At 69.6% G+C, this 12,548-nt stretch carries 9 protein-coding genes and 1 riboswitch; of the genes, 1 reads left to right on the top strand and 8 read right to left on the bottom strand.

What is annotated here, in order from left to right; translation table 11 throughout:
- Nucleotides 1–90, bottom strand: a riboswitch (glycine riboswitch). This riboswitch is flagged as partial in the annotation.
- 267 nt (nucleotides 91–357) lie between these two features.
- Nucleotides 358–2,865 carry an alkaline phosphatase family protein gene (locus tag V7053_RS14465; protein WP_334172975.1) on the top strand — a complete coding sequence of 836 codons (2,508 nt, stop codon included), beginning with the start codon at nucleotides 358–360 and terminating at the stop codon, nucleotides 2,863–2,865.
- 82 nt (nucleotides 2,866–2,947) lie between these two features.
- Here the strand turns inward: V7053_RS14465 and V7053_RS14460 are convergent, their stop codons facing one another.
- The 8 genes from V7053_RS14460 to V7053_RS14425 all read right to left on the bottom strand — a co-directional run.
- Complete coding sequence (locus V7053_RS14460; RefSeq protein ID WP_334172974.1) at nucleotides 2,948–3,691, bottom strand: hypothetical protein; 744 nt, start codon at nucleotides 3,689–3,691, stop codon at nucleotides 2,948–2,950.
- A gap of 166 nt (nucleotides 3,692–3,857) precedes the next feature.
- On the bottom strand, nucleotides 3,858–4,487 hold the full coding sequence (locus V7053_RS14455) for a GNAT family N-acetyltransferase (protein WP_334172973.1): 630 nt from the start codon (nucleotides 4,485–4,487) through the stop codon (nucleotides 3,858–3,860).
- The gene (locus V7053_RS14450) at nucleotides 4,484–7,057 is read right to left on the bottom strand and encodes a Tex family protein (RefSeq protein WP_443022624.1); all 2,574 of its coding nucleotides are present in this window, start codon (nucleotides 7,055–7,057) and stop codon (nucleotides 4,484–4,486) included. Before V7053_RS14450 ends, V7053_RS14455 begins: the two co-directional genes overlap by 4 nt.
- Before the next feature lie 47 nt (nucleotides 7,058–7,104).
- Nucleotides 7,105–8,127, bottom strand: coding sequence for a DUF6454 family protein (locus V7053_RS14445; RefSeq protein WP_334172972.1), 1,023 nt, complete (start codon nucleotides 8,125–8,127; stop codon nucleotides 7,105–7,107).
- Nucleotides 8,117–9,712, bottom strand: a complete 1,596-nt coding sequence (locus V7053_RS14440; RefSeq protein WP_334172971.1) for an inositol monophosphatase family protein — start codon at nucleotides 9,710–9,712, stop codon at nucleotides 8,117–8,119. The genes V7053_RS14445 and V7053_RS14440 overlap by 11 nt, the downstream gene beginning before the upstream one ends.
- Nucleotides 9,709–10,845, bottom strand: a complete 1,137-nt coding sequence (locus tag V7053_RS14435) for an ABC transporter ATP-binding protein (protein WP_334172970.1) — start codon at nucleotides 10,843–10,845, stop codon at nucleotides 9,709–9,711. Before V7053_RS14435 ends, V7053_RS14440 begins: the two co-directional genes overlap by 4 nt.
- A gap of 7 nt (nucleotides 10,846–10,852) precedes the next feature.
- On the bottom strand, nucleotides 10,853–11,674 hold the full coding sequence (locus V7053_RS14430) for an ABC transporter permease (RefSeq protein ID WP_334172976.1): 822 nt from the start codon (nucleotides 11,672–11,674) through the stop codon (nucleotides 10,853–10,855).
- Nucleotides 11,674–12,548: ABC transporter permease (locus tag V7053_RS14425; RefSeq protein ID WP_334172969.1), on the bottom strand; the 875-nt coding region annotated here is incomplete at its 5' end. The genes V7053_RS14425 and V7053_RS14430, both read right to left, overlap by 1 nt.

Here is a 12,548-nt window from a genome sequence, read left to right as displayed (position 1 = left end):
GCGGTACAGGTGCCTGAGAGATTCCTGGGGAGGTGTTGCTCCTACGGCGCCTGCTTGCTCGTGCTCGCAGGACTCTCCCGCCGCAGATCAGAGGCATGTTCAGTTGTGGGCATGCGGAAGACGATGCCGCACAGGCCAATTCTGCTATGCCGGCCGTCGCAGGGCAAACGGAGTCCCCGCGTGGCGGGGCAGGCGGAGGTTCCCCGTTGCGCCGTCACTTTCGCAGGGTGTGTACCCTGCGAAAGTGACGGCGCAACGAGAGGTCGGTGCCGCGCGGAGCCAAGAGCTTCCGAAGGGCAACTCGGGCGTCATCAAAGTGGGCTATGGCGTTAAAGTTCGCTGCCTACTGTCACACGCATGACGAGACTGTCAAAAACCGCACGCCGAACCATCGTCGTTACCACCGCCCTCGCCCTTGCAGGGGGCGGCGTCGCCGTCGCGGTCGCCCCGCACGTCGCGGGTCCGTCCCAGGACGGAACCGCCGTCACTCCCACGGGCCAGCGCATCACGCCCTGGGGCGATCAGACCGATCTGGGCGACCTTCCCCTCAACTCGGCCCTCTCCCCGGACGGCTCGCGCCTGCTCGTGACCAACAACGGCCAGGGCACGCAGTCGCTCCAACTCGTCGACGTCGCCGATCACGCCGTCGAGCAGACTCTCCCCTACAAGTCCCCAGAGTCCCTCTACATGGGCCTCGCGTGGAGCCCTGATGGCAAGAAGGCGTACGCGAGCGCGGCCGCCAATGCAAAGGTCCGCACCTACTCGTACGACGGCGGCAAGCTCACCGAGGGCGCCCCGCTCGCCCTCCCGACGAAGACCCCCGCAGGGAAGGCGCTCAACCTGTACCCGGCGGGTCTCGCCGTCACGCCCGACGGGGGCCGGCTCGTCGTCGCCGACCAGCTCGGCGACGCCGTCTCCGTCATCGACACGTCAACGGGCGCAGTCCAGACCGTTCCGGTCGGCAGCAAACCGCTCTCGGTGACCCTCTCCCCCGACGGCAACACCGCGTACGTGACGGATCAAGGTGCGTCCGACGTGACTGTCCTCGACGTCTCGGGCGCCCAGCCCGCCGTCGTCCGCACACTTGCGGTCGGCCTCCACCCGAACAAATCCGTGATTTCCGGCGACGGCAAGACGCTCTTCGTCGCCAACGGGGACGCGGACACCGTGAGCGCGGTCGACACCGCGACGGGCGCGTCCAAGACGATCAACCTCTCCCCCTACGCGGATGCGCCCGTGGGCACCAACCCGACCGCCCTCGCACTCGACGAGCAGGGCGGGCGGCTCTTCGTGGCCAACTCGGGCAACAACGACGTCGCGGTGGTCAGCCTGGCGGACAAGACCGTGTCCGGGGTGATCCCGAGCGCCTGGTATCCCTCGTCACTCGCCTTCCGCGGCGGAAGCCTCCTAGTCACCAACGCGAAGGGCTTGGGCGCGGGGCCGAATGACGGCCCGGGCCACCCCGACCCGACCTCCACAGCGGCGACGGCCGAGACCCAGTATTCCGGTTCCATGATCAAGGGCACGCTCAGCAGCTACAGCGTCCCCAGTGGGGGTCAGCTTGAGAAAGCCACCGAGGAGGTCAAGGCCAACAACCGGGCGACGACGACGGGCGTGGGAGCCGTCGTCCCGGCCCAGCCCGGCGGGGCGTCGCCCATCAAGCACGTCATCTACGTGGTCAAGGAGAACCGGACCTACGACCAGGAGTTCGGCAGCCTCGGCAAGGGCAATGGCGATCCAAGCCTCAACCTCTTCGGGGACGACTCGGCGCCCAACGCCCGCGCCCTCGCGAGGCAGTTCACCACGATCGACAACTTCTACGCGGACGCGGAGGTGAGCGCCAACGGGTGGAACTGGGTCACGCAGGCCAACTCCAACCCCTATGCGGAGCAGATGTGGCCGGCCAACTACTCGGGCCGCAAGGCACCCTATCCGAGCGAAAGCAGCAGCCCTGAGGACGCCGCGCAGGATCCCGCGAACTCGTACGTGTGGCAGCGCCTCGACAAGGCGGGAGTCAGCTTCCGCAACTACGGCTTCTTCGTGAACAGCACCGCGAACGGATCGGTCGCCACGGATCCCATCCTCGACGCCAAGACGGACCGCGCCTACCGCGGATTCGATCTCAGCTGCCCCGATTCGTCGGGCACGTTCGCGCCGCTCAAGACGACCTGTGGAACCCCGCGCATCGACGAGTGGGCGAAGGACTTCTCCGCGCAGGTCTCGGCCGGCACGGTTCCGACGGTCCAGTTCGTCCGGCTTCCGAACGACCACACGCAGGGCGCCAAGGCCGGCGTTCCCACGCCGCAGGCATATGTCGCCGACAACGACTACGCGCTGGGGCGCCTCGTCGACACGGTCTCGCATTCGTCGATCTGGAAGGACACGGCCATCTTCGTGACCGAGGATGATGCCCAGAACGGGCCGGACCACGTCGACGCGCACCGCACGCTCGCACTTGCGATCAGCCCGTACACGCAGACCGGCAAGGTGGACTCGACGTTCTACAGCACGGCGTCGATCATCCGGACGATCGGGCTCATCGCCGGCTTCAGGCCGCTCACCCAATTCGACGCCTATGCGACGCCGATGAGCGCCTCATTCACGGCGAACCCGAACTTCGCCGCGTACTCGGCGGTCAAGCCGAGCTATCCCATGACGGCGGTCAACGCCGCCAATACTCCGCTCGCTGCTCTTTCCTCGACCCAGGACACGAGCAGCGAGGACAAGATCGACGAGACGACCTTCAACGAGATCGTGTGGAAGTCCGTCAAGGGGACCGGCTCGGAGATGCCGGCGCCGCAGCACCACGTGATTGGCGCAAGCTCCCCGTCGGCACCTGCGCCCGGAGACGCGGACGGGAACTAGCACCACCGCCCCTCGGGACGAAAAAAGCTGAAGGTCACCTCCTGCAGGAGGTGACCTTCAGCGCTTCTGGGAGTCCGTCAGCTCATCTGCAGTCCTGCAGCGAGACGACGACCCCGACGATGCCCGTACCGCAGCTCTTGGACGGTGACGGCGTGGGTGACGGCGAGGCAGTACTCCCCGCAGAGGCACTCGCCGAAGCCGCCGCTGAAGCGGGCTGCGTCGAGGCCGGGGCCGGTGAGGACGACGGCAGCGGGGTCTGCGACGCCGGCGCACTGGCTGCGGTGTTGTCCGAGGTCCCGCCGGCGGGCGAACCGCCCGTCGCTGCAGCGGTGCTGCCTTGGGCGGCGCCGGACGTCGCTGCCCCCGCGGCCCCCGCCCCCGAGAGCGGGACGGAAACGGCCCCGACCAGGGGAGGCGCAGGTGCCGCGAGCGCGGCGGGAGGCTGCGGCGTCAACCCCGCCTGCGAAAGGCTGGGGACAGACGACGGCGAGACGCTCCCCAGGATCGAGGCCGGCGCCGACACCGCGGCCGACGGCGAGTCGCCGAGGGGGCTCGAGAACTTCGCCGGGTTGGAGCCGAGCTGGACCGTCGGCGCGGGAGCCGCGGTCGGTGCGGGGCCATCCGGAAACACGCCGCGCGCGGCAACAGCGCCGGCGGACAGGACGAGGGCTCCGAGAGTGCTCCAGAGGAACGCCATGGGCACCACGCCGGTGCCGCCGGCACGGCGGGAACGCAAGCGCCAGAGGGAGGCGACAACGAGGACAAGTCCACAGGCCAGCATGACGACGACGGGGACGGTTGCGAGGGCGAACACGACGGCAGCCACTGCAACAGCCCCCGCAAGCCAAAGGGGCGGGCGGCTCCAAGGGCTTGCTCGTCGGCGAGGCCGCCTCAGCCAAACAGGCGTTTCGGCGGCGTCCTTTCGGGGACGGGTAGGAAACGACACCGTTGCAATGCTTCCAGAGTGGGCGGCGTCTGGCCAATCGAAGAAGCTAGGCCCGGCGTGCCCACTCCTCACGGAGCACGGCGTAGACGACTGCGTCGTATAGCTCGCCGCGCACCATCCGGGCTCGGCGGAAACGGGCCTCTTCGGTGAAGCCCAGCTTCTCCCCGACCCTGCACATCCCGGTGTTTCCGCTCCAGGTGGCGAAGTCGAGCCGCTCGCTGTCCGTCGCTGCGAAGAGGTAGGACGTCCAGAGCTCGAGCGCCTCCGTGCCGTACCCGCCCGACCAGTGCACCGGGTCGAAGATCACCAGACCGAGGCGGCGCCACGGAAGGAGCCTCGTCCCGTCCGAGGAGGGGTCGCTCGGCTTCTCCTCCCAGTACCACGACACCTGACCCACGAACTCGCCGGTTGCGGCGTCCACGACCGCGAGGTTCTCGCGCACGTGCGGCCACGCGCCGTCGTGCGCCTTGCCGAGCAGGCCATCACACCAACGGTTCGCGCCGTCGGCCGACCACCGGCCGTAGAACGGCCCGTCGAAGAGCTGCCACTCGTGCACCCCACCCCCCTCGGGAGGCACGATCCATCGCCGGTATGCTTCGACGTCCGCTGGCGCCCAGTCGCGCAGCGTCACGCGTTCCCCGCTGATCGCGAGGCTCGCGGTCACCGAGCCGCTCACTTCGTCAGGCCTGCGCGCCTCAGCGCCTCGGCTAGCGCCGTGTCGGGCGCCCCCTGCTGCGTTCGGCCTCGGGCGGGATCGCCGCCTCGCCCGCCGTCGTCGTTCCGCGGACGACGCCGGTCCTCCCCTTCGCGCCGCGGCTCACCGTTGCGGCTCGCGGGCTTCCGGTCCTCGCCGGGGCTGGAGATCTCGTCGTCGAGGCGCAGCGAGAGCGAGATGCGCTTGCGTGGCGCGTCCACGTCGAGCACCTTGACGCGGACGACCTGCCCGGATTTCACCACCTCCCGAGGGTCCGAGACGAACTTGGAGCTCATGGCCGAGACGTGGACGAGGCCGTCCTGATGGACCCCGATGTCGACGAAGGCGCCGAAGGCCGCCACGTTGGACACGGTTCCCTCGAGGACCATGCCTGGCCTGAGGTCCGCGATCGTCTCCACGCCTTCCTTGAGCACCGCCGTCACGAACTCCGGCCGGGGGTCTCGCCCGGGCCGGACGAGCTCCGCCATGACGTCTTTGACCGTGGGGAGGCCGAAGCGCTCGTCGGCGAACTGGGCAGGGTCGAGGGTTGCCACAGCCGACGCCGTCGCCGCCCCCGGAGACCCGGCACGCCCCGCGCCCGCCCCACCGCCAGCCGCGGCGAGAATGCGGTGCGCCAAGCCGTAGGCCTCTGGGTGAACGGCCGAGGCGTCAAGCGGCTCGGGGCCACCTGTGATGCGGAGGAAGCCTGCGCACTGCTCGAACGCCTTCGCGCCGAGCCGCGGGACCTTCTTGAGCTCGGCGCGGCTCGCAAACGGACCGTTGGCGTCCCGGAATTCGACGATGCTGCGGCTGAGCAGCGGGCCGACGCCAGCGACGCGCGCGAGCAGCGACGGGGATGCGGTGTTGACGTCAACGCCCACCGCGTTGACGCAGTCCTCGACGACGGCGTCGAGCGAGCGCTCCAGCTTCGCGGGGGTGAGGTCGTGCTGGTACTGCCCGACCCCGATAGACTTCGGCTCGATCTTCACCAGTTCCGCGAGGGGATCCTGGAGCCTCCTCGCGATCGAGACCGCCCCGCGCAGTGACACGTCGAGGTCCGGCAGCTCCGCTGAGGCGAGGGCTGACGCCGAATAGACCGAAGCGCCTGCCTCGGACACGATGACCTTTGCAGGTTTGACGCGGACGCCGCTCCCCTGGCCGGCGTCGGACTGGCCGGTGTCGGTCTGGCCGGCATCCGGCGTCGCGCGCTCCGCAAGCCGGGCCAGCAGCTCTCCCGCAAGCCTGTCCGTCTCGCGGCTCGCGGTCCCGTTTCCGACGGCCACCAGCTCGATCCCATGCTTGAGCGCTAGGCCCTCAAGCGTCGCGAGGGATTCCTTCCACTTCTTCGCGGGCGCATGCGGGTAGATCGTGTCGGTGTCCACGACTTTTCCGGTCCGGTCGACGACGGCGACCTTGACACCCGTCCGCAGCCCGGGGTCGAGACCGAGCACGGCACGGTTCCCGGCAGGGGCCGCGAGCAGGACGTCACGCAGATTCGAGGCGAACACCCGGACCGCCTCCTCCTCGGCCGCTTCGAAGAGCCTCGAGCGGAGGTCCGATTCGAGGCGAGGCTGGAGGCGTCCCCGCCATGCGATCCGCACGGTCTGCGCAAGCCACTTCCCGCCCGGGGTTTCGGCTCCCCCGCGAATCCCGAGGGAGCGGGAAACGGCGCTTTCGTACCCGGCACGAGCTTCGTCGAGCCCTGCCTCGTCGCGCGGATCAGCCTCGGTGACGGCCACGGTGAGAGCGCCCTCGCGCTCGCCACGGAGGAGCGCAAGCACGCGGTGGCCCGGGAGGCTCGCGAGCGGCTGCACGTAGTCCGCGTAGTCCGCGTACTTCCCCGCCAGCTCAGGATTCGCGCCCTCCGCCGCCTGTGCACGGACGCGCCCCCGCGACCAGAGCCGCTCACGCAGCTCGTGCACCAGCTCGGTGTCCTGGCCGACCCGTTCCGTCAGGATGGCCCGTGCCCCGGCAAGCGCCTCGGCAGCATTCGGCACGCCCTTCTCCTCGCTCACGAACGCGGACGCTGCCTCGTCCGGAACCCGCGTGGGGTCCGCAATCAGAGCGTCGGCGAGGGGCTCGAGGCCTGCCTCGCGCGCAATCTGCGCCTTCGTGCGGCGCTTCGACTTGTAGGGAAGGTACAGGTCTTCGAGCTCGGCCTTCGTCGCCGCGCGCAGGATGGCGTCCCCCAGCTGATCTGTGAGGGCGCCCTGCTCCTGGACGGCCGCGAGCACCGCGCTCCGGCGGTCTTCGAGCTCGCGGAGGTAGCGCAGCCGCTCTTCGAGGTCCCGAAGCTGCGCGTCATCGAGCGTTCCGGTGATCTCCTTGCGGTAGCGGGCGATGAACGGCACGGTAGATCCGCCGTCGAGGAGACCCACGGCGGCTGCCACCTGCCAAGCCTTCACGCCGAGTTCATCGGCGATGATCCTGTTGATCTTCTCGGCGATGTTGCCGGCTGTATTTCCGGCGGGCTTGCCGCTGGTCTTGCCGGCGGTCTTGCCGCTGGAGGTGGGTTGCGGGCGTGAAGGAGCGGGAACAGCAGGCTGGGTCACGAAGACTACTCTGCCCTATGCCTCCGACATTCCGCATGCGGACGAGATCAGGTGCCGGAGGTCTGCCGGACGTGCCCGCGCTCCCTCTGCTCAGAATCGTCGGCGCGGCCCTCGTCCCGGCGCGGCAGTTCCGCGTTCGCCACCCCAGTCAGCACCCCGTTCGGTGGCACTGACCGAGGGGTGTCGACCACGCGGTAGGTGAGCAGCTCGGACATCAGCCCCTCCCCGCCGTCATCGGGGACTGTGTGCAGAAGGGTCCCCGCCTCACCGCGGGTGAGCACGAACGGGTTGCGCATCACGGTGTGGCCAGCTGCGCTGAAGGCTGGCACGGGCACCTCTGCGCCCAGTCGGCGTTCGTGCACACGGACGACGGCGATGCCCCCGAGCTCGAACACCTCGCCGCGGGGGTCGCGCAGCTCGGCGATGCCGCCGCAGATGAGCCGATCCCCGCCGTCCTGCTGGACGTCTTGGAAGTCTATGTAGTGGCTCGGGTTCTCCCAGACCTCCGCCGCCCGCGTTCGGGCCTCGGCAACGCCGTCGAGCGACCAGCTGTACAGCCGCCGCGAGCCCCAACTCCCCCCGTAGAGCGCACGGGCGTCGGTGTTGGCAGCAAGCCACGAAACGTGGTCGTCGACGGTGAAGCGAAGGCTCGCCTCGAGCGTGGCGGGGTCGATCGCATACACCAGACTCCGGCTGTCCGCGCGGTACTCGGCCACGGGGACCCACAGGAGCCCTCCGGCCGAGTCGATCCCGCCCGGATGGTAGGCGTCGCCTTCACCCAGCGGAACGTCGGCTACCAGCGTCCCGTCCGGCTCGAGGACGAGGACGTGCCCGTTGCCGGCACCCGGGGTGCGCTGGGCCGGGTCGTTGCCGGCGCCGGGCAGCGGGGTTGGGGACTCGAGGATCTCGACGGTCGAGAGGAAGATTCGTCCGCCGATGAAAGCCATGCCCTGAGGGTGATGGGTGGCGAACGGCAGCGGCAGGCGGCGCACGAGTTCGAAGCGCGTGCGCCGCGTCCAGGCTGCGACCTCGGCCGAAAGGCTTCCGTCCCGCGGCGGGTCAGACCACACCCCGGCCGGCCCTCCCAGCTCGGCGCGCCACGGACCACACGGCGTACAGCTCCGCGGCGTGCTCGGGACGCGCCACCAGGACCCCCCCGGACTCGGGCCAGAGGGCCTCGTCGCCCGCGTCGTCGAGGACGAGGCCGCCCGCCTCGCGCACGATGAGGGTCGCGGCGAGGTGATCGATGGGGCTGAACCGATCGATGACCCCACCGGCGCCGCGGCCGCCCGCGACACCGGCGAGCGTCAGGGTCCCAGACCCCATGACCCGCAGGGTGCAGAACCGGTCCGCGAGCTCCGCGCCGAACGCGTCCATCCCGGGCCACGGCTCGTGGCCGAGCAGCTCAGTGGCGACCACCGCGCCGGTGAGCGACGCGGGCTTGGGCACGAGAGGCTGCAGGTCGAGGCGAACCCCGTCCAGTTCCGCGCCGAAGCCTGCAACGGCTGCGAACACCTGGCCGCGCCACACATCGCCGACGACGGCCACGAGCGGTTCGCGGTCGACGGCCAGCGCAAGGGAGAACGCGGTCCACGGCACTCCGTTGGCGAGGTTCGCCGTGCCGTCCACAGGGTCCACGTACCAACATGGGACTCCCGGTTCGGCCATCCCCCCGAGTTCCTCCCCAACCACGAGATGGCCGGGGAGGCGGGCCGCGATGACGTCCCTCACGTGCTGCTCGACCGCGAGATCCACCTCGGTGACGTGGTCGGCGGGGTGGGCCTTCGAGGCGACCTCGCCCAGGTTGGCACTGCGCGTGAACTCGATGGCCCAGACTGCCAGTTCGTGCGCGACGGCGGCGGCGGCCACAAGCTCGTCGGCGGCGAGCCGCGCCGGCCGAGGGGCGGCCTCCCACGCAGCGGGCCCTTCGGCGACGATCCGCTGCAGCAGGCTGAGGCGGTTCGTCGTCACAGCGTCGACGCCCAGGGCGAGGACCCAGCGCATGGCCTCTTCGTCGTCGACCGTCCAGCAGGCGACGCGGGCGCCGAACCGGTGGGCAGCCGCCACGAGGCGTGGCGTGAGAACGGGATATTCCGAGTTGACCACGTCCGGGCGCAGGCGCTCGATGAGATCCTCGGGGGGCAGGTCGCGGCGGTTCCATGGGAGCCACACGCTCGCCCCCGGGTCGAGCTCGCGCACGACCGTCATCGCGTCGAGATGCCCGCACCACGCGACGCGGGCTCCGCTCGTGTCCTTTCGGACGACGCCGACCGCTGGGGCGGCGCACGTGGGGTCCGCGACGTCGATGAGCAGCACCGAGGAGGTCCCAGCCACGATGGCGAGCGCCTCCGCGAGGAGCGGGATGCGTTCCTCGCCGTCGCCGAGCGCCGACACATCCGCCCAGGCGAGCTCGGCTACGGCGCGCGGTACGCCCCAGAGCCGTTCGAGGGTCGGATCGTGGAGGAGGACGACTTCGCCGTCGCGGGTCACCTGAACATCGATCTCGACGAAGTCTGCTCCCGCGGCGACGGCGGAGCGGACTGCGGCGAGGGTGTTCTCCACATGCCGCTCGACGTCGCCGCGATGGGCCGTGACGCAGGGACGCGGACGGAGGGCCATGGACATGGAGGAGGCGGAGTGCGCGGGCGTGCTCATGCCGCGGCGCCTTCGCGTACGAGGCGCCCATCCTCGAACTCGAGCCATCTCTCGATGCGCGCCCATCCGCGTGCCCCGACCCGGGGCGGTGCTCCCGTCACGAAGCAGCGGAGCTCGGCGTCGTCGCGCCGCAGGCAGAGCTCGGCGAAGTGCCCACGCGGGACAACGCGCTCGACCGTCGCGGGGACGCCGTCGTGTCCTTCGACTCGACCGGCGTCGCCTGGCCTGTCGTCCCGGTCCTCTGCGAACACGACGTCCTCCGGACGAATGCCCACGATCGCGCGGCCAGGGACGAGCCGTCCGTTCTGGATACGGCCCTCAAGCCGGTTGAGGCTGCCGACAAAGGTCGCGACGAACTCGGTGGCCGGGGTGCTGTACAGCTCCGCGGGGTGGCTGAACTGCTCGATTCGGCCCGCATTCATGACAGCGATCCGGTCTGACATCGACATCGCCTCCTCCTGGTCGTGCGTCACGATGAGGGTCGTAATGCCGAGCCGCTGCTGGATCTCGCGGATGTCCTCGCGGACCTTGACCCGGAGCTTCGCGTCGAGGTTGCTCAACGGCTCATCCAGCAGGAGCAGTTCGGGCTCCTGGACGAGCGCGCGGGCCAGGGCGGTACGCTGCTGCTCCCCTCCCGAGATCCGTGCGGGACGGGAATCCCTGTGGTGGAGCAGGTTGACGAGCTCGAGCGCGGCGTCCACCCGCGAGGCGATCTCAGCCTTGGACAGCTTCGGCCGCTTGCGCAGCGTGAGCGGGAAGCCTACGTTCTTCGCAACGGTCATGTGCGGCCAGAGCGCGTAGTTCTGGAAGACCATCGCGCTCGGGCGCCGCTCGGGCCCCAGGTGCACGACCTCGCGCCCGCCCACCCGGATGGAACCGGCGTCGGGCGCCAGGAAGCCCGCGATCATGCGGAGGGTCGTCGTCTTGCCGCAGCCAGACGGGCCGAGGAGCGAGACCAGTTCGCCCGGCTCGACCGCCATGTCAAGGCTGTCGATGATGGTGCGTCCGCCAAGCGACTTGCTCAGACCTCGGACCTGTAGGCCTCCGACGGCTTCTCTCGCGTCGGATGCCGGGGAAGGCTCGGCCGCTGGTTCGGTGTGCGCTCGGCGGGACAGGAGGGGGTTGGTAGTCATGGTGCCTCTACTTGATCTGGAAGCCCTCGGCGAGCTGGCCGCCGACGATGTGCTTGTGGGCGGCGAGCAGGAGCGCGACCGAGGGGATCGCGAGCAGGATCGAGAAGACCGCCGCCACTTGGGTCGGGTAGTTGAGGACGAGGCTGTACATCTGGGTGGGCATCGTCATGTAGTCGGGCGCGCCGACCAGGTAGGTCCCCTGCGCCTCGTCGAAGGATGCGAGGAAGCTCATGATCGCCGCCACGAGGATGCCCGGGAGGGCCATCGGAAGCGTGACGCTGAAGAACACCCGCAACTTCGACGCCCCCGCATCGCGCGCGGCCTCCTCAAGGCTGCGTGGGACGGCGGCGAACGCCGCGGAAGGGATCCACGTCATGAACACCACCGTGCCGAGTACGTGCACCACAAGGATGCCGAGCACGGTGTTCATGAGATTCAGCGCATAGAAGAGCGCGGCGAGCGAAACGAAGAGGCCCATCTTGGGGAAGGCGTTGGCCGCGAAGATCCCGATGAGGAACAGCTTGCGTCCCGGGAAGTCGAAGCGAGCGAACGCATAAGCGGCCGGGAGGCACACGAGGGCGGAGACGAGCACGGTGAGCGGCGCGAAGAACAGTGAGTTCTGCACGGCCACGCCGAGTGCGTGGTCGCTGAAGACGACGCTCCACCACTTGAGGGTCCACGCGTCCGGGAGGAGATGGGGGTACGTCCACGAGCCCGCAAAGGCCCGGAGGGCTAGCCAAGCGAGAGGGCCGACGACGAACACCGCAAGCGCCGCGGCGAACAACCCCGCCAGCACGCGCGCAGCCGCGCCACGGATAGCGTTCGCCATCACACTGCCCCGCTTTCCTTGGCCGAACGGAAGTTCGCCCACACGTAGACCGCGGCGATCCCGGAAGCGATCGCGAACACGACGAACGCCATGACCACCGCCTGCTGGGGCTGGTTGAACGCCGAGAAGTAGTTCGACATCGCGACGCCGAGCATGTTGGGCGAGTTCGGGCCGGTGAAGTACGGGACGGTGAACGAGCCGAGGATGCCGATCGCCGTGAACGTCGTCGCGATGATGATCGGCACCCCCGCCATGGGGACCACGACGCTCGTGACGACCCGCCAGAAGGAGGCTCCGGCGTCGCGCGCCGCGTCGATCATGGCCTGGGGCACGGACTGGAGGCCCGAGGCGACCAGGAGCGTCGCGAACGGCAACGACGTCCAGACCGATCCGATCACCACGGTGACCATGGTGTAGGACCACACGGGGAATCCCACGCCGAAGTGGGCGGCGACGCTCCGGAGGAAGCCGTCCGCGGAGTAGAAGCCGAGGATCGCCCACGACGCGATGACCACGGGGATGAAGAGCGGCACCACGGCAAGCGCCGAGAGGAGCTTGGCGAGCATCCCGCCCCCGAACTTGAGGTACAGCCCGATCCCCACGGCCAGGAGGACGACGACGACGGTGCTGACAAGCGTGACCAGCACGGTGACCAGGAGGTCCTCGAGGAAGCGGCGGTCGTGGAACACGTCGGCATAGGCTCCGAGCGTAGGGCCCGCGCCAGCTTCGTGGACGTTCTGGCCGATCACCGCGATGGTGCGGTTGAGGCCGCCCGTGAACCCCAGGCTGAAGCCGAAGGCGAGCACGATCGGCAGCCCGATGAACAAGGCGATGAGCGCGATCGGCGGGAGCGCCATGACGAGGCCGCGGACCC

Origin of the sequence: Sinomonas sp. (assembly GCF_036848755.1) — a bacterium.
Taxonomy (GTDB): domain Bacteria; phylum Actinomycetota; class Actinomycetes; order Actinomycetales; family Micrococcaceae; genus Sinomonas.
The sequence above is the reverse complement of the archived record's forward strand: the minus strand, read 5'-3'. Positions and strand labels throughout refer to the sequence as shown.

Coding starts and splice junctions, on each gene's coding strand:
- V7053_RS14465 (WP_334172975.1), top strand. CDS start 358: ATGACGAGACTGTCAAAAACCGCACGCCGAACCATCGTCGTTACCACC.
- V7053_RS14440 (WP_334172971.1), bottom strand. CDS start 9,712: ATGAGCACGCCCGCGCACTCCGCCTCCTCCATGTCCATGGCCCTCCGT.
- V7053_RS14435 (WP_334172970.1), bottom strand. CDS start 10,845: ATGACTACCAACCCCCTCCTGTCCCGCCGAGCGCACACCGAACCAGCG.
- V7053_RS14430 (WP_334172976.1), bottom strand. CDS start 11,674: ATGGCGAACGCTATCCGTGGCGCGGCTGCGCGCGTGCTGGCGGGGTTG.